The organism is Roseicitreum antarcticum (assembly GCF_014681765.1).
Taxonomy (GTDB): domain Bacteria; phylum Pseudomonadota; class Alphaproteobacteria; order Rhodobacterales; family Rhodobacteraceae; genus Roseicitreum; species Roseicitreum antarcticum.
Genome location: NZ_CP061499.1, coordinates 18,669 through 41,393 on the forward strand (window position 1 = coordinate 18,669; position 22,725 = coordinate 41,393).

17 protein-coding genes and 5 pseudogenes are annotated in these 22,725 nt (G+C 56.3%); 6 read left to right on the forward strand and 16 right to left on the reverse strand.

What is annotated here, in order from left to right:
• Positions 1 to 656: 656 nt before the first annotated feature.
• Together H9529_RS17105 and H9529_RS17110 are read right to left on the reverse strand one after the other, a co-directional pair.
• Positions 657 to 821: pseudogene (locus H9529_RS17105) on the reverse strand (IS110 family transposase); the annotation flags it as partial.
• A 400-nt stretch (positions 822 to 1,221) separates the two neighbouring features.
• Positions 1,222 to 2,235 (reverse strand): IS110 family RNA-guided transposase, encoded by a 1,014-nt coding sequence (locus H9529_RS17110; RefSeq protein ID WP_092891542.1) that lies wholly within the window; start codon positions 2,233 to 2,235, stop codon positions 1,222 to 1,224.
• Between the two features lie 351 nt (positions 2,236 to 2,586).
• Between H9529_RS17110 and H9529_RS17115 the strand changes: the two genes are divergently transcribed.
• From H9529_RS17115 to tnpC (H9529_RS21160), 5 genes and pseudogenes are all read left to right on the forward strand, one after another.
• A complete protein-coding gene (locus H9529_RS17115) occupies positions 2,587 to 4,035 on the forward strand; it encodes an O-antigen ligase family protein (protein WP_176847244.1) in 1,449 nt (482 codons plus the stop codon).
• A 220-nt stretch (positions 4,036 to 4,255) separates the two neighbouring features.
• Positions 4,256 to 4,624, forward strand: a complete 369-nt coding sequence (gene tnpA / locus H9529_RS17120) for an IS66-like element accessory protein TnpA (protein ID WP_190305743.1) — start codon at positions 4,256 to 4,258, stop codon at positions 4,622 to 4,624.
• A pseudogene (tnpB, locus tag H9529_RS17125) lies at positions 4,621 to 4,966 on the forward strand (IS66 family insertion sequence element accessory protein TnpB). Before tnpA (H9529_RS17120) ends, tnpB (H9529_RS17125) begins: the two are co-directional and overlap by 4 nt.
• Positions 4,967 to 5,029: 63 nt before the next feature.
• Positions 5,030 to 5,518 carry a transposase gene (locus H9529_RS21145; protein WP_263399452.1) on the forward strand — a complete coding sequence of 163 codons (489 nt, stop codon included), beginning with the start codon at positions 5,030 to 5,032 and terminating at the stop codon, positions 5,516 to 5,518.
• Between the two features lie 157 nt (positions 5,519 to 5,675).
• A pseudogene (gene tnpC / locus H9529_RS21160) lies at positions 5,676 to 6,574 on the forward strand (IS66 family transposase).
• On the opposite strand, the gene H9529_RS17135 reads toward tnpC (H9529_RS21160), so the two are convergent.
• The 9 genes and pseudogenes from H9529_RS17135 to tnpA (H9529_RS17175) all read right to left on the reverse strand — a co-directional run bounded on the left by H9529_RS17135 (position 6,563) and on the right by tnpA (H9529_RS17175) (position 12,035).
• On the reverse strand, positions 6,563 to 6,847 hold the full coding sequence (locus H9529_RS17135; protein ID WP_176847390.1) for a DUF4258 domain-containing protein: 285 nt from the start codon (positions 6,845 to 6,847) through the stop codon (positions 6,563 to 6,565). The pseudogene tnpC (H9529_RS21160) and the gene H9529_RS17135 sit on opposite strands and share 12 nt — an antisense overlap.
• Positions 6,848 to 7,151: 304 nt before the next feature.
• Entirely contained in the window at positions 7,152 to 7,352 is a 201-nt protein-coding gene (locus H9529_RS17140) for a flagellar basal body-associated FliL family protein (RefSeq protein ID WP_092892942.1), read from the reverse strand.
• Positions 7,353 to 7,438: 86 nt separating this feature from the next.
• Positions 7,439 to 7,801: a TFIIB-type zinc ribbon-containing protein gene (locus H9529_RS17145; RefSeq protein WP_092892944.1), complete on the reverse strand. Its 363-nt coding sequence runs from the start codon at positions 7,799 to 7,801 to the stop codon at positions 7,439 to 7,441.
• A gap of 6 nt (positions 7,802 to 7,807) precedes the next feature.
• Positions 7,808 to 8,542 carry a Bax inhibitor-1/YccA family protein gene (locus tag H9529_RS17150; protein ID WP_092892946.1) on the reverse strand — a complete coding sequence of 245 codons (735 nt, stop codon included), beginning with the start codon at positions 8,540 to 8,542 and terminating at the stop codon, positions 7,808 to 7,810.
• A gap of 243 nt (positions 8,543 to 8,785) precedes the next feature.
• Positions 8,786 to 9,331 (reverse strand): exopolysaccharide biosynthesis protein, encoded by a 546-nt coding sequence (locus tag H9529_RS17155; RefSeq protein ID WP_223814395.1) that lies wholly within the window; start codon positions 9,329 to 9,331, stop codon positions 8,786 to 8,788.
• A 16-nt stretch (positions 9,332 to 9,347) separates the two neighbouring features.
• Positions 9,348 to 9,644 carry a hypothetical protein gene (locus H9529_RS17160; RefSeq protein WP_190305596.1) on the reverse strand — a complete coding sequence of 99 codons (297 nt, stop codon included), beginning with the start codon at positions 9,642 to 9,644 and terminating at the stop codon, positions 9,348 to 9,350.
• Positions 9,644 to 11,259: pseudogene (gene tnpC / locus H9529_RS17165) on the reverse strand (IS66 family transposase). Before tnpC (H9529_RS17165) ends, H9529_RS17160 begins: the two are co-directional and overlap by 1 nt.
• Before the next feature lie 63 nt (positions 11,260 to 11,322).
• Positions 11,323 to 11,670 carry an IS66 family insertion sequence element accessory protein TnpB gene (gene tnpB / locus H9529_RS17170; protein ID WP_092893061.1) on the reverse strand — a complete coding sequence of 116 codons (348 nt, stop codon included), beginning with the start codon at positions 11,668 to 11,670 and terminating at the stop codon, positions 11,323 to 11,325.
• On the reverse strand, positions 11,667 to 12,035 hold the full coding sequence (gene tnpA, locus H9529_RS17175) for an IS66-like element accessory protein TnpA (RefSeq protein WP_190305743.1): 369 nt from the start codon (positions 12,033 to 12,035) through the stop codon (positions 11,667 to 11,669). The genes tnpB (H9529_RS17170) and tnpA (H9529_RS17175) overlap by 4 nt, the downstream gene beginning before the upstream one ends.
• A 101-nt stretch (positions 12,036 to 12,136) precedes the next feature.
• Here tnpA (H9529_RS17175) and H9529_RS17180 point away from each other — a divergent pair.
• A pseudogene (locus tag H9529_RS17180) lies at positions 12,137 to 12,529 on the forward strand (DUF4172 domain-containing protein); the annotation flags it as partial.
• Positions 12,530 to 12,553: 24 nt separating this feature from the next.
• Here H9529_RS17180 and H9529_RS17185 read toward each other — a convergent pair.
• From H9529_RS17185 to H9529_RS17205, 5 genes are all read right to left on the reverse strand, one after another.
• A complete protein-coding gene (locus H9529_RS17185; RefSeq protein ID WP_092891904.1) occupies positions 12,554 to 13,282 on the reverse strand; it encodes a hypothetical protein in 729 nt (242 codons plus the stop codon).
• The gene (gene pglZ, locus H9529_RS17190; RefSeq protein ID WP_092891902.1) at positions 13,272 to 15,275 is read right to left on the reverse strand and encodes a BREX-3 system phosphatase PglZ; all 2,004 of its coding nucleotides are present in this window, start codon (positions 15,273 to 15,275) and stop codon (positions 13,272 to 13,274) included. Before pglZ ends, H9529_RS17185 begins: the two co-directional genes overlap by 11 nt.
• Positions 15,272 to 17,995 carry a DEAD/DEAH box helicase gene (locus H9529_RS17195; RefSeq protein ID WP_223814396.1) on the reverse strand — a complete coding sequence of 908 codons (2,724 nt, stop codon included), beginning with the start codon at positions 17,993 to 17,995 and terminating at the stop codon, positions 15,272 to 15,274. The genes pglZ and H9529_RS17195 overlap by 4 nt, the downstream gene beginning before the upstream one ends.
• A gap of 86 nt (positions 17,996 to 18,081) precedes the next feature.
• Positions 18,082 to 20,853, reverse strand: a complete 2,772-nt coding sequence (locus H9529_RS17200) for a DNA methyltransferase (RefSeq protein ID WP_092891898.1) — start codon at positions 20,851 to 20,853, stop codon at positions 18,082 to 18,084.
• Positions 20,850 to 22,718: an RNA-binding domain-containing protein gene (locus H9529_RS17205; RefSeq protein WP_092891912.1), complete on the reverse strand. Its 1,869-nt coding sequence runs from the start codon at positions 22,716 to 22,718 to the stop codon at positions 20,850 to 20,852. The genes H9529_RS17200 and H9529_RS17205 overlap by 4 nt, the downstream gene beginning before the upstream one ends.
• Between the last annotated feature and the right edge of the window lie 7 nt (positions 22,719 to 22,725).

Consider the following 22,725-nt stretch of genomic DNA (forward strand, 5'->3'; position numbering starts at 1 on the left):
ACAGCCGCTTTACCGATGCAGAGGAGGTCGATCAGGCGCCCGAGGATGACCTGTGGTTCCTGCTTGGTCCGTTGGAAGAGGAGCCGGATTATCTGCCGCCCGGGGGCTTTGTTGATGGCGTGGATGCCCCTTGCGCAAGAGGTGTTTTCAGAGCTGATCTTGGCGCGTCATCGGGTGCTGACATGTGTCCGGCCTCATGATGCGGCCTCTTACATGCCGTGGGCCGTTCTCTGATTGCGGCTCCGTCAAGCGGAAAGCAACTGATCCGTCCGGGGTCATGGTTCTCTTCGAGGTCACACATAGTTTGCGCCTCAGCATAGCATCCGGTGGTGGTCGTCTTCGATGTATGGATCGGGTTGTGCAGAATGCTCTGCATCCCATCGGCCCGCGCGAGATCGACCAGCCTCCGCTCCTTCGGGACATTGCTCCCCGCCACCGGGGCGGGAATTTAGGTCAGGCTATGGCCTCCTTTTTCCACTTGAACTCAGTTTCGGTCTTTCACAGTGTCAGCATAAGCACTGCGACTTTACGAGCGGTGGCAACTGCGGCCTTGACAAAGCCTCGTCGCCCAGCAAGTCGGACCGCCCAGTTTTTCAACGCTGAGAACTTCTGCACCCGACCGATCAAAGTCGTTGCAGCCTCGAATAGTAAGCTACGCATGGTTCCATCGCGACAACGCAAGGCGGCAGCTGGCTGAAGAACTTCAACACCTGCATTCGCCTCAGCTTCTTGTGCAGCACTGCACGGCCCGCGCCGTCCGCTCCGTGAACCTGAAATACATTCTTTGCCAGATCGAGTCCGACAGTGAGAATCTCCGACATGACCGCTCCCCTTTGTGGGTCCTCACAGACCCACCTTGGCACACAGATGTCGTCGGGGGGCGGTCACATCATCAACGCCCCGCGTAACTAAGATAAGTCAGCCTTCGATAAACCCGGGCGTGTGTGGATGCCTCCGTTTTGGCAAGCTGATTTTTTAACGTTTTGGCAGGGCTTCAATCGGTCGTGTGTCAGGCCTCAAGTTGTGGCTTGTCTGACGCCACGGGCCGGTATGCGGTTCGGAAGGCTGGGCCCACATCGGTTCAGAGAGCTATTGATGCTCGCGCCCCGGGACTGGGTATCCCTACCTTGAACTTTGAAGTCCTTGTTGCTTACTCCGTCAGTCGATCACCCTGCTCAGGCCTTTCGGCCTATGTCGTCACCTTACCCAGCGTGGATACGGTCACGCCATTCGATAGTCCTCACCTTTCGTTGCCATAGCCCAGACTTGTCGGGCCATTTTATTTGCCAGCGCCACAGCTGCTACCATTCTGGGTTTGCGGGCCACCAGGTTGGCCAACCATCGGTTCTCGCTGCCGCCTTTGCGAACAACCCAGCGGATCACACTCATTGCGCCAACAATCAATAACTTGCGGATGTCGCATTGCCCCATCTTGCTGACCGCACCGAGTCGAGCTTTGCCACCGGTTGAACGTTGTCGGGGGACAAGGCCAAGCCAAGCGGCAAAGTTGCGCCCGCTATCAAAGGTAGACAGGTCGGGCGCGAAAGCCGCAATCGCACCCGCAGTCACGGGCCCAATCCCTGGCACTGTGCATAGCCGTCGCAGCTCTTCATCGGCCTTTGATGCCGTTTGCAACTCATGAGCCAATCGTTCGATGATTTCGGTCAGTTGAACAATCTGTGCCAGATAGATGACCCCCATCTCCCGGACCTGTGCAGGAATGTCCGTGATGGGGTTAGCCAACGCGTTTTCCAAGACTTTCAGGCTGGCAGGGCCTTTCGCAGCAACCAAGCCAAATTCGGCCAGATGGCCTCGGAGCGAATTGATCAGTTGCGTGCGCTGCCGAACAAAACATTGATGTGTTCGGAATGCCACGGCACGCCCTTGCTTTTCAGCGCTCTTTACAGCGACAAACGACATAGTTGGGCGGCTCGCCGCTTCTGCAATTGCTGCCGCATCCGCATGATCATTCTTTTGACGCTTCACGAATGGCTTGACGTATTGGGCCGGGATCAGACGAACGTCGTGCCCATGTGACTGTGCAACCCGCCCCCAATGATGGGACGTCGCACAGGCTTCCATAGCAACAATACAGTCATCTTGCTGTGCAAGCAGATGATGGAGCCGTGGCCGTGACACCGCACGGTTGAAGACGACGGAACCGTCATGGCGGACCGCACAAACTTGAAAACTGTTCTTGGCCAAATCAATCGCCAACATGCTAATCTCTGACATGGATGCCTCCCTCTCTTTGGTTCATATGAAACCACTTTGGCACAATTGATGCCGTTGGGTGGAGGCATCCACCGCATCAGTTCAATGGGAGCAGGTGTTTGAGCTACTTGATAGCTCTGCGCCTGCGCCCATTGCTCACGCCGCCGAATGATGGCAAACAAAAAGGGGAACAGTCTCGACTTACGAGTGGCCCCGAAAGAAGGGGCAGGTCATCGGTGACAATGCTGGGTCAGTTCTGAGTGACATCCAACACGAGGACCCCCAGGGGAGTCAGGTCACCAGATCAGGCGATGTTGAAATGAAGCGGTAGGCCACTTGTGAAATGTCGTTTAGAACGAGATGGTGCAAGCTTTGATTAAGAAATTGAAATATGAATACCCAAGTCACCCGAAGACACAGGACGATTTGCCGTCATCTAGTGACTATACAAAACTCAACGATCGGCTGGCCGTGTATCTAGTCGCAATCCTGTTGCTGGCACCAATACCACTTGGCAGCAACCGTCCGGTATGGTGGCTAGTTCTTGGACTAGCGATCAGCGGGGGCGCTGTGTGGCACTTGCTACGCGGCATGCGCATTGCACCAAACCGAAGGCTGCAGATGATGAAACACCGACAAATATTCATTTTGGGAGTGAGTGTTGTGGGGTTTGGGGTGATTCAGGCTCTGCCTATCGCTGATATGTTGCCCGGCTTTCTGTTGCGGCTACCAGGGTCGGTCGCATCTACGTCCGCTATCAGAACGATTAGTGTTGCACCTGATGCGAGTCTATTAGCTGCCTTAAGATTAATAATCTACCTTATTTTTCTTGTACTTGTCTTTGAAGTCGCGGCACAACCCAATCGCGGTGAACGGATCGGATGGATGCTATTCTTTGGCATTACGGCTCATGCCGTCTGGGGGTTGATCTCGTTAAATTTCCTAGGTGATACGCTATTGCTCGGCGAGAAGTTTGCTTACCAAGGGGTCGCAACTGGGACATTTGTAAATCGCAACTCTTATGCCACCTTCCTCGGCTTTGGCATCGTTTTGGGGGTTGCGTTATCACTGGGAAGGCGCGCCCACCCATTCAACCGTACACTGCACGACCGATCTTGGCTAAGTCCTGAGCGAGTGGAAATGCTCGCTATCTGGGTAATGATCAGCCTGATCGCGCTCGCTTTGTTGGCAACACAGTCGCGAATGGGCGTGTTTGCCACGATCATCGCAGGCCTGCTGACGTTTGTCGTAATAAGCATCAAACAACAATACAGCGTCAAGTCCATCATTGCGACTGGAGGAGTTGGTCTTTTTGTATTAGCAACTGTGGCTCCGCTGGGCGGGAACCTAGGGGTTCTTGAGCGCTTCTTGTTCGTTGAACAAGCGTCCGAAACCCGGCTAGATTTCTATCGGCAAATGATTGGGATGATTGAGGCTCGACCTTTTACTGGATACGGACTGGACGCTTTCGCAGCTGCGTTTGAGCTCCATCGCGCCCCTCCGATAACTTCACCACGGGTTCTTGAGCTTGGCCATAATTCATACCTAACCCTTTGGGTGGAATTGGGCCTGTTTTTCGGCAGCCTTCCCTTGATCGCGTTGATTACTGCGGCTGGAGTTATTATCCAACGCATACTGCGGCAGACCACTAATCTGGCAATGCCGGCAGCGGCACTGGGCGTGTTGTGCCTAGGTGCAATCCATTCACTTGTTGATTTCAGTTTAGAGATTCCGGCCAATCTACTGGTTTTTTTGGCGGTCGTTGCTATTGGGGCCGCGCACTGGCGTAAGCGGGAAGCCGAGACCATTCAGGGTCTGTAGTTCCACGGCATGAGTGCGTCGATCTGTTCGCTTGGCCATAGGTTGGCGATGTGAATCGTCCTGGGTCTGTCGGAGACCGTCAACTTAAGAAACAGGAATACCGGCAGCCTGCGTTCTAACGTAACCGCCCGATTGTCACCGCCTGCCACATGGCAGCCTGATCGCCTAAGACACGTGCATAACGACGTCGGTAGCGACGTGTCTTATGCGCGGAGGGGTCATGCGGGGCGAAATTCTGGGGGTCGAGCGGCGTCGCCGTTGGGATGACGCGGGTAAGTTGGCGATTGTGAGCGCGGTTGGTGTGGGCGGCGCGTCGGTGACGCAGGTTGCTCAGCGCCATGAGGTGACCCGTCAGCAGATCTACGCGTGGCGTAGCGAACTGAAGCGGAAGGGCCTCTGGTCCCCGGATGCAGGGGCACTGTTTTTGCCGGTCGGCGTGACGCCTGTCGCCGAGGTGCCAGTCGCTTCGGCCCCACCACCGGTTTCCTGGATCGAGCTTCGTCTGGCCAAGGGGCGCATGCTGCGGTTCGAGAGCGGCATCGGCGACAGGGATCTCACACGGCTGATCCGCGCGGTGGATGGAGCATGATCGGGCCGGGCACTGGCGTTCGCGTGTATCTGGCTTGCGGTGTGACTGACATGCGCAAGGGATCGCGGGCTTGGCAGCACTGGCGCAGGATGTGCTGCGCCAGAAGCCGACGGGCGGTGCGGTGTTCGCGTTTCGGGGACGCAAGGGTGACCGGCTGAAGCTCCTTTATTGGGATGGCCAGGGTTTTGCCTCTATTACAAGGTGCTCCAGCGCGGGCGCTTTCCCTGGCCGAACACGGCCTCCGGTTCCGCGCGTCTGACCTCCGCGCAATTGGCTATGTTGTGGGAAGGGATCGACTGGCGGCGGCCGGATTGGGGTGCGCCACCGGCGCGGGTCGGGTAATTTTATCCGGCTGAAATGCCTTGTTTTTATGGCCTATTATACTGCCTCGTGGTAATCAGCGGCATGTCGAGCAATGCCGCAATCCTGCCCGAAGACCCCGCGCTTTTGAAGGCGATGATCGCTGCCTTGCAGGCAGAGAATGCGCGGATGTCGGCGACAATCCGGGCCCATGACCAGCTGATCCAGACCCTGCGGTTGCGTATCGCAAAACTGAAGAAGCAGGCTTTTGGCAAATCCTCAGAGAAGGTCGAGCGCGAGATCGAACAGCTTGAACTGGCGCTGGAAGACCTGCTGATCGCAGCCGCTGAAAGCGAGACTGCCTCCACGGACGAGGATGCTGATGCGACCGCATCCACCAGTAACGATACTGATGCTCACAAGCCCGCCGTCGTCCCCGCGTGTCGGATACCACGCCGCGCGAGCGTCGAGAGCTTGACCCCGGCACCTGCTGCCCGGACTGCGGCGGCGACCTGCGTCTTGTCGGCGAGGATGTCAGCGACATGCTCGACCTGGTCGCGGCACAGCTCAGGGTCTTGCAGATCGCACGCCTGAAGAAGTCCTGCCGCCGGTGTGAGAAGATGGTGCAGGAACCCGCTCCCAGCCGCCCTATCCCCGGCAGCATGGCGAGCGCCGCGCTGCTGGCCTACGTTCTGATCTCGAAATACGATGACCATCTCCCCTCTATCGCCAGGCCGAAATCTTTGCCCGCATGGGAGCCGATATCCCGGACAGCACGCTGGTCGACTGGTGCGGGCGCGCGATGAAGGTTTTGCAGCCGCTGATCGAGAGGATCGAGGCCGATATCATGGCCAGTGACGTGCTTCACGCGACGACACCCCAATCCGTGTTCTGGATAGATCCTTGCGCGACCAAGGGCTGGGCAAGGGCGTGAGAAGGGCCGGATATGGCCTATGTGCGCGATCAGCGGCCTTGGGCAGGCGCGTCTCCCCCTGGTCTACACCTTCGCGCCGGATTGGAAGGAAGAACACGTCCAGCGCCATCTGGCCAATACCGCGCGGCATTCTGCAAGCCGACGGCTACAAGGGGTATGCCAAGCTCTATGAACCGGAACGTGACAGCCCGCCCCGCCTGCGCGAAGCGGCATGCTGGGCGCACCTGCGCCGCGACTTCCATGACGAATGGAGCAAGACCAAATCTGCCATTGCCCGCGAGGCGCTGGATCGGATCGGCGGGCTTTACGACATCGAACGCGAAATCTCTGGTCGTTCTGCGGACACCCGCCTTGCTGCCCGCCAGAGATACAGCGTCCCAAAGGTCGAGGCCTTCTTCGCATGGTCGGAGAGCCAGCTTGCCCTGATCCCCGGCAAGGGCGATCTGGCCAAAGCCTTCCGCTATGGGATCAGCCGCCGCGCCGCATTCAGCCTGTTCCTTGAAGATGGCCGGGTCGCCATCGACAACAATCCGGCAGAGCGCGCGCTCAGACCGATTGGAATCGGAAGAAAAAATTGGCTATTCGCCGGGGCAGACACCGGCGCGGAGACCCTCGCGCGGGCAATGACGGTGATCGAAACAGCCAGCACTGCACTGCCATTCAGGAAAGCCATTCCTGAGATTAGAAGAATAAAATATCCCTTGTCATCGAGTTGACCTGAGAGCATTTGCTTGGGGTTTTACTCGATAGACGGTTTTGACGAGCACAGCACCCATATTCGGAGTGGGATCAGTGAGAATGACAATCCTCAGGCCGTCGCGTTCTCTCCATACGACACCAATCCCGTCCTGACCATCTGGCCGCACTGGATTGAGAAGTACTCTTTCAAAACTCTCCTGAGTTATACCGTCGTCAGCCATACGTGCCTGAGCATGGCGGCTAACGGCAACATTGCCCAAGCCTTTGACGTCCGCATAGTAATGTTTCATCGACCTCCTGCGCTTTCTGGCTGCCCCGCTCGAAGGCCCGATACGCCTTCGAGCAAAGCCCGTTTTCATTGATAGATCATCGTCAGATGCACGCTGAACCGATTGGCCAATTCGCCAACCGTCTCCTCGCCCTTCAGCGCTTCCAACGCAATCTTGGCCTTGAACGCCTGATGATGTTGCTTCCGTTTCGACCTCTCCAATTTCTTTCGCGTTGAAGATCAGCAGGCTACAAATCGCAGCTTACATCAGCGTTCCGTTTCCGGTGAGTAGTTGAGAGAACGCCTCTATTGTGAAACGACGCGCATCAGTTGTCTTCACTTTCCTCTTCGGTTGCGTCGTCTTCCTCGTCGTCAGTTTCCTGATCCTCGTCGGTATCTGACCCTTCGATTGCGGCAGGCTCACTAATGGAACCATCTGCATTGTCATCGCCTGTAAGGAAAAACCATCCGCCGAGCACGACGATGGCCACGGCTCCGACGATGATCCAGATTTTGTTACTTCCCAATTGCCACGCTCCTCTGAACTAAACCCATCAAGTGTAAAACATAACGCAATACGCCGCCTCCTTTCGGAAGCGGTGTATGTATGCGATTAGTCGAAAAATTCCGAGAAGATCGATTTTTTCCTTCTCCCCTTGTCGTGTCTCTCGTCGTAACGGTGATCGTCATCCCGACCACGGTAACGGTCGTCATCGCCTTTCAACAAGGCGGATGCCATTCCCATGAGACCGCCCCCGTCTGTGCGCCTGTCAGGGTTGTTTCGGGTATCCACCTCCCGTGGCGGCGGTGCTGGTGCGGTGGAGCGCTCGATGATTTTGTCGAGCTCTCCCCGATCAAGCCAGACACCCCGACAGGACTGGCAGTAGTCGATTTCTACGCCGCTCCGGTCCGACATCGACAGGCCAGTATGGCAGACGGGGCACAACATGGCCGAGACAGTTTCTTGAGTTCGCATGATCGTTTATCCTTCCTGCCGCTGGCCAAACAGGCTCAGAAGCATTTGAAACAGGTTGATGAGATTGAGATAAAGGGACAAGGCCCCCATAATTTGTAACTTTCCAAGGTGAGCTTGGATGGCGACGCCACCTGCGCCCTGATGCGCCAGATATTCGTTCCGCAGGCGCTGCATGTCCCATGCCGTGAGGCCCGTGAAGATGATCACCCCGATCACAGAGACAGCCATTGCCAATGCGCCCGATGCCAGAAACAGGTTGACGATAGAGGCACCGATGACGCCGATCAGACCAATCATCAAGAAGCTACCCCAGCCCGACAGGTCGCGTTTCGTTGTGTAGCCCCAAAGCGCCATGGTCAGAAAGATGATGGAGGCGCTCAGGAAGGCTTGAACGATGCTTGTGCCCGTAAACATCAGCAGTGCGCTGGCGAGAGAGACGCCCATGAGCGCGGCAAAGCCCCAGAAAAGACCTTGCAGGGCACCTACGGAAAGTCGCTCAAACCGGAAAGACGCAAACATCACCAACGCCAGTGGCGCGAAGATCGCAACCCACTTGAGGGGCGTGCCGAAGATGAGGGCTGTGACAGGGGCAACATTTGCCACGGCAAATGCCACCAAGGCTGACACCACCAGTCCGCCACCCATATAGGCAAAGACGCCAGTCAGATACTTACGCAATCCGACATCGTACTGAAGCCCTTCGGGGGATACATAGTCGCGTGGTTGAACAGTTCTTTCCATATAAAATTCCTTCGTTTTGATCCCGAAGAAGAGTGGTTTTGTGATGCATGAATTACGAGCATCGGTGGGTCCACTCCCCTCTAGGGGAGCGATCCGACATCACGAATGATGTGTTCTAAACATCATCCGCCAGAGGGGCCCGGCTCGCACACTTGAAATGGCTACAAGCTAGGTCGGTTTCAATAGGCCGCGCCCCCGTTTGGCGGATATATGCCAAGTCTGCGTAAGTGGAGCACGTCGCAATCACGTGACGTGAAGTACCAACCAGACAGGCCCTAGATAGAGAGCCAGTCCTAGCATGACGAACAGCCCGTCACGGGCAAACATACCGAACGCCAAAAGTGCAACAGCACCGCCAACCAGAGACGATGAAAAAGGGACGAACTCCAGAAAGGGCATTATGAGTCCAGACAGAACACACAAGGTCTGCGGGATAAAAATGAGCGGTCTATGCACAAATGCGGTCAGTCTGGCGTAGGTATGGGCATCCAGCCACGTCATCGCAGGGCGGAGCCGTTCGAATACCAATCTTACGCGCGCGCTGCTTGTTTTGCGGTTCAAAAGCCACTTCGGAAGCCACAGCCGATCACGGCGCAGCAGCATTTGCAAAGACACAAGAAAGATCAAAATACCCATCAACGCGGAGAACATGGGTATGCCGCTCAGTGGTGATGCAACAGCAATTGCCGGTATCAGCAGTACGGGAGTAAAGCTGGCATGTCCGATGGCTTGCACCAGATCCTCAACGCTGACCTGTTCCTTATCGGTTGCCGCTAAGATGCGATTCACCGTAACCGGCCGATTGTTACCGCGGTGGTTTTGCCCTGATGCGGGCGATGAGTTCCTTGTCATGGACGAAGTCGTCGAGGAATTCATGCCAGCTGTCGGTGGTTCTGCGGGCATCCCTGAGCATGTCGGTCAGCTCCTCGACGCCGTAGTCTGACAGTGCGGTGATGGTCTCTTCCGGACCGGTATAAACGCTGATGATTGAGCCGTAGGTCAGGTTGTCGTCATTCCAGACGATGGCTTCGAGAAGCTCCAGGTCTTCGCCGATCATTTTGGCGACGTAGTCGAGGGTGCAGATGTGGGTGATGGCAGCCATCAGGCGGCCTCGGCGTTTGCGACGGCGAATGGCGACCAATTCCACGGCAGTAGTTCATCGAGGCGATTGATCTTGTGGTCGTGGATGCGGTTGAGGATGTCAGTGAGATACGCTTGGGGATCGAGGCCGTTCATCTTGGCTGTTTCGATCACCGTCATTGCCCGCGCGAGGGTCTCCGCGCCGGTGTCTGCCCCGGCGAATAGCCAATTTTTTCTTCCGATTCCAATCGGTCTGAGCGCGCGCTCTGCCGGATTGTTGTCGATGGCGACCCGGCCATCTTCAAGGAACAGGCTGAATGCGGCGCGGCGGCTGATCCCATAGCGGAAGGCTTTGGCCAGATCGCCCTTGCCGGGGATCAGGGCAAGCTGGCTCTCCGACCATGCGAAGAAGGCCTCGACCTTTGGGACGCTGTATCTCTGGCGGGCAGCAAGGCGGGTGTCCGCAGAACGACCAGAGATTTCGCGTTCGATGTCGTAAAGCCCGCCGATCCGATCCAGCGCCTCGCGGGCAATGGCAGATTTGGTCTTGCTCCATTCGTCATGGAAGTCGCGGCGCAGATGCGCCCAGCATGCCGCTTCGCGCAGGCGGGGCGGGCTGTCACGTTCCGGTTCATAGAGCTTGGCATACCCCTTGTAGCCGTCGGCTTGCAGAATGCCGCGGGTATTGGCCAGATGGCGCTGGACGTGTTCTTCCTTCCAATCCGGCGCGAAGGTGTAGACCGCGCCAGGGGGAGACGCGCCTGCCCAAGGCCGCTGATCGCGCACATAGGCCCATATCCGGCCCTTCCTCACGCCCTTGCCCAGCCCTTGGTCGCGCAAGGATCTATCCAGAACACGGATTGGGGTGTCGTCGGCGTGAAGCACGTCACTGGCCATGATATCGGCCTCGATCCTCTCGATCAGCGGCTGCAAAACCTTCATCGCGCGCCCGCACCAGTCGACCAGCGTGCTGTCCGGGATATCGGCTCCCATGCGGGCAAAGATTTCGGCCTGGCGATAGAGGGGGAGATGGTCATCGTATTTCGAGATCAGAACGTAGGCCAGCAGCGCGGCGCTCGCCATGCTGCCGGAGGGCGGCTGGGAGCGGGTTCCTGCACCATCTTCTCACACCGGCGGCAGGACTTCTTCAGGCGTGCGATCTGCAAGACCCTGAGCTGTGCCGCGACCAGGTCGAGCATGTCGCTGACATCCTCGCCGACAAGACGCAGGTCGCCGCCGCAGTCCGGGCAGCAGGTGCCGGGGTCAAGCTCTCGACGCTCGCGCGGCGTGGTATCCGACACGCGGGGACGACGGCGGGGCTTGTGAGCATCAGTATCGTTACTGGTGGATGCGGTCGCATCAGCATCCTCGTCCGTGGAGGCAGTCTCGCTTTCAGCGGCTGCGATCAGCAGGTCTTCCAGCGCCAGTTCAAGCTGTTCGATCTCGCGCTCGACCTTCTCTGAGGATTTGCCAAAAGCCTGCTTCTTCAGTTTTGCGATACGCAACCGCAGGGTCTGGATCAGCTGGTCATGGGCCCGGATTGTCGCCGACATCCGCGCATTCTCTGCCTGCAAGGCAGCGATCATCGCCTTCAAAAGCGCGGGGTCTTCGGGCAGGATTGCGGCATTGCTCGACATGCCGCTGATTACCACGAGGCAGTATAATAGGCCATAAAAACAAGGCATTTCAGCCGGATAAAATTACCCGACCCGCGCCGGTGGCGCACCCCAATCCGGCCGCCGCCAGTCGATCCCTTCCCACAACATAGCCAATTGCGCGGAGGTCAGACGCGCGGAACCGGAGGCCGTGTTCGGCCAGGGAAAGCGCCCGCGCTGGAGCACCTTGTAATAGAGGCAAAACCCCTGGCCATCCCAATAAAGGAGCTTCAGCCGGTCACCCTTGCGTCCCCGAAACGCGAACACCGCACCGCCCGTCGGCTTCTGGCGCAGCACATCCTGCGCCAGTGCTGCCAAGCCCGCGATCCCCTTGCGCATGTCAGTCACACCGCAAGCCAGATACACGCGAACGCCAGTGCCCGGCCCGATCATGCTCCATCCACCGCGCGGATCAGCCGTGTGAGATCCCTGTCGCCGATGCCGCTCTCGAACCGCAGCATGCGCCCCTTGGCCAGACGAAGCTCGATCCAGGAAACCGGTGGTGGGGCCGAAGCGACTGGCACCTCGGCGACAGGCGTCACGCCGACCGGCAAAAACAGTGCCCCTGCATCCGGGGACCAGAGGCCCTTCCGCTTCAGTTCGCTACGCCACGCGTAGATCTGCTGACGGGTCACCTCATGGCGCTGAGCAACCTGCGTCACCGACGCGCCGCCCACACCAACCGCGCTCACAATCGCCAACTTACCCGCGTCATCCCAACGGCGACGCCGCTCGACCCCCAGAATTTCGCCCCGCATGACCCCTCCGCGCATAAGACACGTCGCTACCGACGTCGTTATGCACGTGTCTTAGGCGATCAGGCTGCCATGTGGCAGGCGGTGACAATCGGGCGGTTACGCTCGAAGCCCACCAGAAGGCGCTGGATGTGACCGCGTGGCTTTTGTGGTTCGGCGAGACGGTGTTGAACGCGCAGCAGGTCACACTGACGCGGGTTGCTTTCTTCATCGCCAAGGCGAAGTTCTACGACCAGTTCCGCAATCGGCTAAACGACCGGCAGGCCAAGGTGATCGAGCGCATGTTCCGAGAGGGGCCCGAGGGGTTCAAGGGCGGGCTCAGCGCCGAGAATTACATCGCCATCACCGGCACGTCGCGCGCGACCACGACCCGGGACCTGCAGGACCTGGTCGAGATGGGCGCGCTGAACCGGACCGGGGAGCGGCGGCATACGCGGTATTGGTTGATGTTCGAATCCGAACGAAGCAAACGCAACGATCAGCCACCCACAGAATAGATCCGCAAGCCAAGAGCCAGCATATCACGCTCCCTCGCGATCCTTCAGACCGACGATGCGGGTGCCGGCACTGTCTGCTCTCACTTCCAGCGCATCAGACGACGAAATCACATAGCCAAGATTGTCACCAAGCGAGAACGGGAACATCGTCGGCTGACCCGCAAGTCCATCAAGACCCAGAGGGCGTCCCACATGCATAAGCAGTGCCGCGGCAAGCCACTGAACCGTCTCCGGGCTTTGGACCGCCATTGAGGGCTTCCGCGTCAGCGTCTTGCCATTCTCACTTTTGCTCAGCAAGGACCAATCGACCTGCGACTGGAGGACCATGTTAGTCATGCGGCGAGTGCCTTCTCGCTCGCCGTATATTTCCGCCATCCGTCTATGCACTTCAGCAGTGGTGCAATCGCCTTGAATGGACGTCAGTCGACCAACGATTTCGGCAACCTTTGCAAAGAAAGGATAGACTGCGATAGCCATCCCCCAGGTCAGCACTTCGACTTGTGCATTCGAAACCTTGGCAAAGATTTCGACCCCTCTATCCGCCAAACCAACGACCTCCTCGCGCGGTTCAAGCCAGAGACGGTTCAGGACAGTCCGTGTCTTCTTCTTCGCTTCTGGCCCGGCATGGGCTTCGGTGAGGATCTGATCGAGCTCGCCAATGTCCGCAGCACCCGACCTTACCCGCAAAGCGGCCGCTGCCCAGTCAAGGCGGATGAAACGGTCAAAGCCGATCTGGGGCGCTTTACGTTGCATTCTCTTCCTTCTTCATTCGGATCTTTACGAATGGGACAATCAGCTCTTCCACAGACATCCCACCATGAGCGACAATTTGATGGCCTGCAGGGACAAAAGCACCCCGCCCTTCCGCATACAGCGGCAAGAAATCTGATGGCAGTCCTGTTTTTCCGAACTGGAAGGCGTCAATTTCCGGCGGAACAGATGAGGCAAGATCCTCGCTGCGATAAGCCCGAACTCGCTCACCCTTCAATTCGGATACAACGCCTTGACTGAGCCGCCCAATACCTTCTGCATCAACGTTGCCGTGGTCTGCTGTCAGGTAAATATGGTACCCATGCTGGCTGAGCATGGTGAACAGTTTTTCAATAAAACCAGTTTCGCACCAATCGCGAATTTGTCCAGCGATCCCACGTTTACCCAGCATTGCACCATGCACGATTTCATCGATCATATCGACAACAATGCCAGCCACTTTTGTCGTAGGCTTTGACAGAATTTCCTCCAATCCCGCCAGTTGTTCAGATCGTTTAAGCCCTTTTTGATAGGTGACTTCGGGTTTCCTCAGTCCGTTCTCTTGCCAAAACTTCGACCAGAGTGATGGTTCTTGCGCTGTCGTGCCCATCGAACTCTGGAATTCGCGAGGCTTGAGACCGGAAAAAAGCGCTTGGCGAGAGATGGAAGTCAGTGTCGGCAGCCACGCAAAACAGGCACCTTCATCTACAGAAAATTCAGAAACTCTCGCTGCCAGATCCTCACGGATTTGTGCCCACTGATCCAGTGCCAAGCCATCAAATACAACGAGGGCAATTCGATCTTCACCAGAGCTGCGGCGCATAGCTAAATATCTTGGCACATGGTGCACCATCACAGGCGCTTTCGCGACGGGCAATGAAGGCAAGTCGGTGAAGTGCCGAGACACCCACTCCTTTAGCCGCGCATCGGCGTTCAGTTGCAACGTCCGAACCTGCTCCTGTAGGCCAGCAGCATCTGCGGCTTTGAGTTCATTGAAGCGATATATGAGTTCCGCCAGGCGACGGGCCGCTTCCACCCAGTCGCGATACGGCGCATCGATCAATGGCATGTCGGCTGCGATCCTCGTCGCACCTTCTGACACCAGTCGGGAAAGGGCCTGCGGATCGTCGATCAATCCTATCCGTATCCAATCCGGTAAGTCTGCAGGTCGGACATGTACAGCTATGGGCTGAAGGACGCCTTCCAGAAACATCGTGTCAATGATGACGCGCACATCAGGATGATCGAATGGCACAATAAGCGCGTTATTTTCATCTGCCGTCCGGTCTCCGTCCCTGCCGTCGGTCTCAACACCATACCGGACAACGAAGCGAGACCACGCATCCTGAATCACCCGAACCATAAATGCCTTAGATGTCAGCAACTCTGCAATTGGCAGTGTTCCGAGGGGAGATTCTCTCAGGACAGCCGCAACGTGCTTTGCCAGATGTTCCGGGAGCCCGGTTCCGCGATAGTGAAGACGCAAAACTTCCCGCCAGAAATCTTCTGGCCTGCTTAGCAAATAGGGGCTGAGCCTAAAGATATGCGTCAGTATAAAATCCTTGGTTGCCCCTTCTCCAAGGAGTTGTGTCGTATGCTTCTGATATGATTGGAAAAGCGCTTCATGATGTTCAGCTTCAATCCTACGGACGACGCCGTAGTTCAGCTTGGGAAACAGATCAGCCAAACTCAGACTGACTTGGCGCGCCGATCTGATGTAGTCCCACGGGAGTGAATTGAGTTCCGTCCCTCTTAGCTGCAAGACAAGCGCCTTGGCAGAACCATCCTCGCCAGCATCCCATGCCGCACGGAAGCGCTCTTCGTACTCGGCTCTGAACGACACTGAGTCTTCGAAGGGGATAACCTCAAATCCACGTTCACGAAGACCATGCAGAACTCGCTCTTCCAAGAGAAGGCCATCCGGATCCAATGCGATCCAGAACCGGGAAAGATCTGCAGTGAATTCTCGCAGGATGCGGTCGGCCCAGGCACTCATTTTCCACCATCCAGCGGTTCGCCAATACGCAGAACGAGAAGTGCGTTAAGATCGGGCGAATAGGATGCTGCCGCATCTAAATTTGCCATTCGCTCAGCATGCTCGTTCTGGAGGCGTTTTCTACGAAAGTCACGAACCGTCTGAAGTCCGACCCTCCCAATCGCTTGGTGGCGAGCCTCGAAGGCATACAGCGCCCTTGCACGCTCTTCGTCAATTCGTGTCATGTGCTCTGTGACCAGATCAGAAAACATACGCTCGCCTTGAGCAACCGCAGCTGTTTTTGAACGCTCGAACCAGTCATGTGGGTCTTGTGATGTACGGGGTTCGGACTGCTCTACCTGTTCAGTCAACAGAACATCCCAAATACGCTTTGCCGTAGGTTGGAAGGCGCGCCCCTCATCATTGACGAATACCGACAAGAAGCGACGGCGGCTGAAATCATCGGCCGCAAGGCTGATTTCCCAAAGTGACCAAACGCCTTTTACACTATCAGGTAGTCCGGTTATGCGGACGGCAGGGACGGGCTGGCCAGAAACGCATCTTGGTAGGTCGGAAATCAGAGCCTGCGCCCGAGGATCTTCAAGCGTAACCCATTCGACATCGGGTCGGGCACCGGCCGTTCGCGCATCGAAGCACACCGCGGGTGACTCGCTACCATCAGCCCATCGTATCCGCCACGTGTCATCGTCTCGCGCAGCTTCTCCTCCACGTGCTGGCAGTCCGGTCGTAATTGCACGCTCCAGCCAAAACTGCGCCGGGTGATCGCGCCACTTTCGGGCACCATCAGCATCCAGATCATGTCCATCTGATAGAAGATCGCTGCTCTTACGACTGTCGACCAGCGTGGACCGAAGCTGGGCCAGAACTGCATCGCATTCCGTTTCGATCGACGCGGGATCTTGAAGGCCCTGAACGAACAGCTCGTCGAACAATGGCTCTGCTTCAACTGAATCCATCACATCAGCGACTTTATCGACGCCAAATTCTTCTGCGATCACTGCGAGCTTTGTTTCGAGTACCTCTCGGACGCGATGCTCAACCGTGTCTTCGAGCACAAAATTGATTGCCCGCACAATATGGGGCTGACCAATGCGATCCACTCGACCAATCCGTTGCTCAACGCGCATAGGATTCCACGGCATATCGAAGTTGACGATGATGTGGCAAAATTGAAGGTTAAGGCCCTCGCCACCAGCGTCCGTGGAGACCAGAATACGGACATCCCCTGAAAAAGCCCGCTGAGCGCGGCCACGCGCTTCCATATCCATACTGCCATTGAGCGTTGTAACCGAGAAGCCCCTGCTCTCAAGGAACTCTGCGAGCATAGCCTGTGTTGGAACAAACTCGGTGAAGACCAGGACCTTCAGTTCAGGATCGTTCTCTTCCTGCTGAATCTTGTAGATCTGCTCCAGAAGAGCCTCGGCCTTGGCGTCAGTCCCTTGTGCCTCGGTCTCACGAGCAAGAAAGAGAAGCGCTTCGACATCTTTTCGTTCATCGCCCAAGGCTTCAAATGCCACGGCAACGTCGATCTGGTCATCACCCGTCAGCTCATGCCACTCACCGACGCCATCGGAAGAAAACAGCTGCAACTGCCGATGATCGTCATCCAGAGCAAGAAGCCGTTTTTCCAAGGTCGCTCGGATAGCCGCAGTGCTGGATGTCACCAACCGCTGCATCAGGATCATCAAGAAACCGATGTGGCGTTGCTTGGATGCCATGGCCTGGTTGTAGCCGTGGCGAACGTATTCAGTGACCGCTTCGTACAAGCCCTGCTGCGCGCTGTGGCGATCTAGCCAGGCGACCGCTTGTGTTCGTGTCACGCGCGGCTTGAACAACGGTTTACCTTCGGCATCAATTGCCAATCGTTTTTCGGTTCGGACGACAAACGGACGCACACGATCACTGGAAATGCTACTTTCATCCGGAAAGGAGTCACGATCGAGCAGCTGCATCAGCCGGTGGAATTGATCCGTTTTCCCTTGGTGCGGCGTTGCCGACAGAAGCAGAAGGTATGGGGCAGCTTCTGCAAGCGCGGCACCCAACTTGTACCGCGCAACCTGATCCGTGCTGCCTCCCATTCGGTGAGCTTCGTCGATAATCACAAGGTCCCAGTTGGCCGAGATCAGATCTTCGAACCGTTCACGATTGTAAGTGCTCAGTTGCTCCGCACTCCATCCGCGCCGCCCTTCGAGTGGCTTCACCGAATCCAGCGAACAGATCGCCTGATCGTGCAACCGCCAGAGGTTCTCCTCATCATCCCGAAACTGCCGGTATGCGGAAAGCTCTGACGGCTCGATGAACTGGAAGTTCTCACCAAAATGCAAGCGCATCTCGGCCTGCCATTGCCGCACCAGTCCTTTGGGCGCGACCACAAGGATCCGCTTCGCCATGCCCCGCAGTTTGAGCTCGCGCAGGATCAGACCGGCCTCGATGGTCTTGCCGAGCCCCACCTCATCCGCGAGCAGGTAGCGTATTCGATCCCGGCTCATGGCGCGGTTCAGGGCGTAGAGCTGATGCGGCAGCGGAACGACGCTCGACTGGATCGGTGCCAGAAGCAGATTGTCTTCCAGCGCATCCAATAGCTTTGCGGCGGCGGCCGTGTGCAGGATCTGATCGACTGTCGGTCGGACGGCGTCGAGCGGCCCTAGGTCGCGCGACCTAGCACGGACAACGGCATCCTTGCCCGGCAGCCAGACCCGGTATGAGGTTGCGCCCCACATTTCCTCCCGGTCCACGACACGGCAGGGTGCGGCATGTCGTTCATGCCAGCACCACGTGCCGATGCCATAGTCTTGGGCGGCATGCGTCACGCATCAGCCTCCGTGCGGGTCAGCGCCTGGTCGTACCAGAGCAAGAGCTTTTCATCCTCTTGCAGCGTCTCGTCCGGCAGCTTTTCAGCGATACCAATGATCGTCTTGTAGTCCTTCGTTGCCCAAGCCGTCCTGAACCCAGCCCGCAGCACCTCGAGTCGAGACTCCTTCAGCTGGCGCTTGGTCGCGGTCTTGTACGCCTCAAACTCTTTCAGCAGCGAGCGTTCGCGCTTCTGTTCCAGATCCTTCGCCTTGTTTGGGTCGGGCACGAACCAGCGGTCCTTTGCCTTTGTCTTCAGGCGTGGGTCTTCCTTTTCCAGTCCACGAAGATCCTTAAAGTTGGTCGACAGATAACTGTGGATCTGGCTCGGCACGTCGCCATTCCCATCGAAGCGCAGGAAGTTTTCATCCAGCAGAGCCGAAAGCTCGGGCTTTTCTTCGTGCTTTTTCCATCCTGCACCAACTTGCGTCGTGAATTCCGGATGCACCTCTTGGTAGGTCGAAGGCCGCTTGCGCAGGAAATCCGTCAGCCAGTCGATAGCAGAGCGCTCATCCGAGACGAACAATTCCATCTGAGGGGCCTGAGCGGCTAGGGCACGCTTGCGATCGTACTCTGCCACCTGCTCGGGCAAGAAGACCATACCGTCGCGTTCGGGGTACCGGCTTCGCAGCCCATCCAGAAATTCCTCTGTAGACAGTGGCACTGGGAAATCATGGCGAATAAACCATGCAACCATCCGATCATAAATGCGGCGCGGGTCGCGTTCCACGACCATCTCGAGCAAACCGCTCTTCCCCTTTGTAACTGGCAACTGGCGCAGGTGAGTTCCGACGAAGTCCCATGCAGAGTCGGGAGCAGCACCTCGTTCCGCGAGGCGCTGCTCCAGGCCGCCATTCGGCTTGTATGCTGAAATGACCAGATCCTGCTTTACGGCAGTGGTGGATGTCACCTGACGGTAGCTGCCTTGGACTTTGTCGAGCGCATTGACCTCTGCTACGACGAAGCCTGCCTGCTGAAGCGCAACCTGGATCGCATTCCAGACCGAGGCCTTGCTGTTTGAGAACACGACCGTCATCCAGCGGCCCGGTTTGAGGACACGATTATACTCAGCAAAGCATTGCTGCATCAGACGTTGATAGTCCGGCAGCGCCTTCTTCTTGAAGCGATCAATGATAGCCTCTGGCTCAGCATCTGTTGTGACACCGTGCCACGATTCCACGAGGAAATTCAGATCCGCGTAGTAAATGTTTTCGCCAAACGGCGGATCTGTGAACACATAGTCGATAGAACTATCAGGGAGCGGAACACTAGCCGCTGTTCCGGTCGTAATCCAAGCATAGTCCGGTCGAGCTCGAAACTGCTGAAACGCTTTAACCAGACGATTTAGCTTACCTTCAAGGATATACCAAGGGCTACACTCCGCAATCTGAGAGCCCACGTAATAAACACCATTTAGGTACTGATTGACCTGAGAGAAATGAGTTGGGGCATATCGTGCCAGTATTGACATGCCCCAAATCGCTTGCTCCGCAAAATACAGAAGGAAACGTCGGATGTTTTCATCGGGATGAGCATGCGCCTTTTGCCAAAGCAAACCTAACGCATGCGAGGCTCGGGACAGGAAGAAGTGATGCACATGTGTCACTCCGGAATAATCCATCCGCGCTCGCTCATGCGTCATATGCATAGGCGGAATTTTAGTTGTTGGCATGCTACTTGGTGCTGGTAGCGCCTCTATTTTGCGCAATAGTTCGAGATCAGCATCGGTCGGTTTCTTTTCAAACCGATCCTTTCCAATGCTATAGACGATGAGGAACGCTTCACGCTTTGGTACCTCGAACGTCTGCCCAGTCACTTGATCGATTTTCGACGTTACAAGTCGTTCGAGACGAGTTTTTTTGAGATCCGCTCCGCAGTGAGGACACGGGAAACTATCCCGGATGCGCTTGGACTCAGAATCAAGTGCTTCTTCTGTGAAGTTCACTTCTCCAGCGCACTCTGGACAACTGAAAATCTGGCTCCAGACTGTGTATTCAATCCGGCCCTTCGTAGTCCCATCGGTATGGACGGTTTCGTACATCCACCCTATTTCTCGCTCCAGTTCACGAAGCAATTTCTTTCCCGCTTTTGAAAATGCATCGACATTAAATGGCAAATTATAGTTGGCCCCAATGAACGTAGCGGCCGGCGAAAGATCGTTTAGAACTGCGCGTCTTGCTCCCCACTTGGGAGCCGGAATGCCTGCTTTCTTCCAATCCAGCTCCAACTGGTGTCTATAGGTTGCCGGTGCTGTACCGCACCATTGCGATGCAACACCGGTCATTCCCGACCCTGCGAACCCATCGAGAACGATGTCACCAGGCTCCGTAAAATGAAGGATCGACGGAACGATTGCCAGATGGGGAACCTTTGTATGGTATCCATGTGCCTTGTAGAGCGCGTCGGTTTTGCCCACTGACACGTCAATTGCCATTGGTTCCCGCGAGTACTCGCGATCTGGGTCATAAGGCTTCCCATGATGGTCAACAAAATCCGCCAACCACGGATTAGGACAAGCGGTGTAGTAGGGCGGGTCGGACATAGCCAAAATGGCGTCATCAGACCCCTGAGGAAAACCTTCAACGCTCCGGAAGGCCGGGTCTTTCAACTTTTGCGCCAGAAGAGCCAAGAAATGCTCGCGACGAGCTTGATCGTTCGCAAACGTGAGACCTAGGCATTCTACCTCCCCGCCGTCTTTCGTAGATCCTAGATTGAGTGTCTCGCTCATTTGCTGTCGTCTTTCTGCTGCTGATGCTCGGTCTCTCGGCGCAGCTCCTTGAGTTTCAATCCGGCCTCAGTGAGGACATACCTTTGCTTTGAAGAGGTCGGCTTGTCCGGTATGGTCATGCGGATGACACCGCCTCCGATCAGCGGCTCTAGGTGCGTAGCTTTAAAGTGCGGTCTCTGGGAGTACCCAGCTTCCCTCATTAGCTCAGCGAAAGAGCGTGGGGTGTCTGAATACCTTACGATCACCCACTGAACACTGGTTAATTCGCGGAGCAACGCCACTTGATCGGTAGGCTTGCTGTCGACTTGTTCGGTAACTTGTTCGGTACCTGTTTGAGGGCTGTCTTTCCCTTCAATAAGCTGTTTTGCCGACGTTTTTTGTGCGCCGCCGAGGCCGTATCGTTCAGCAAGATGGTCCACCAAGGCGTACTTATTGGGTTGGCCGGAAACTTTCTGGACGATGACTTGTACAGTCAGTCGCTCAGCAAGTTGAACAGCGGACGCCCCAGGCAGCCCAGTCAAAGCTTTGATATCAGCGATATCGACCCCACCCTTACGGATAAGGTACCCAAACACTGCTGCTTCATGCTCAGACAACTGCACACCTAGGTTTGCTTGGGCCAGCAGCTGCTCTTCGCTCTGAAGTCTCTCGCGCCGCAAGCTCAGCCGGAAGCTTTTCTCTGCCTTGTCGTTGTCGATCTCAGGAGGCAGATAACCCAGCCGTCGCCAACTGTCGAAAATGGCCGCGACCCCGGTGCCACCCTGATCCGATAGCCCAATCCTTCGGAAGGCATTCACAATTTTGGGGTTCCTCACCTCTTTGTCACCCGGGTCCAGCAACTGTTCACGTGAAGCGAAAGCGTCACCTGGGTTATAAAACTCCGTCTTATCCCTAAAGATGCGAATTACCGGAACTCGAGATGGGTCTCCATAGTCTTGGTGAATTAGGAGATTGATGGCCGCCTCGCGAAAGGAAATGTAGTCAGGTGGGTCGTCATCTCGACGCAAAGTCGAGGAATCGACAGAGAACGGTCTTTCACTGTGTTTCTGGAAAAAATCTAAAATCGCTTTCCATGCCTCAATCAGATTTTCTTCAACAGTGATGCGATCTGCCCATCTTGCTGTTGGTGAATACTCGTCGGAACGGTATCGATACAATTGAAGGTCAACAACCATCCGAGGTAGTTGCTGACGCACATATTGTCCGTCGCCAAAAGTGAGAACGGCTGCCCTGGTGGGTTTGAGACTTCCTTCCGTTTCAATCAAATAGCCCCAGTTCCTCAAAAACGTCAAATCGTCAACGGCGCCATTCTTACCAGGATTGCTAGCTTCAAATCTTGATCGGTACCAACGAACGGTTTCCGCAGAAAAGAACGTTTCAGGACTTAGATCCAGGGTCTCGGAATCGAAAGGAGTGCTACCGGAGTCCCTGAGAAAGCGCTTGAGCTCAATATCTGAGCATCGGTAGTCTCCACCTCCCTTCCTTACGTAGGTCTTTTTGGGATTTTGGTCGAGATATACTGGCTTTTCCTTCGTTGATGCTTCTGGAACGAAAAAGCAGATCACCTCACCTTCTGGAAAGCTGTGAAGGCTCTCTGCGATCGGCAGAGACACACTGATTTTTTGATCATTCCTAGTCTGCCCCAAAAAGTCATTCTGCACTTTGTCGACGTCGAGTACGCCTGTAATCGTGAGATTACCCGCTTGCCCTTCTTTGATACCAAACACTAAATGCCCGCCTTTCGTGTTTGCAAAAGCGCTAACAGTCTCAAGTGCGGACTTAGGAACAGCAAATCCCGCCTCCTTAAACTCTATGTCGTTCCACTCCACAGAGTTGAGCTTTTCTAGCAGTTCGTCGCGTGTCATGTCAGCA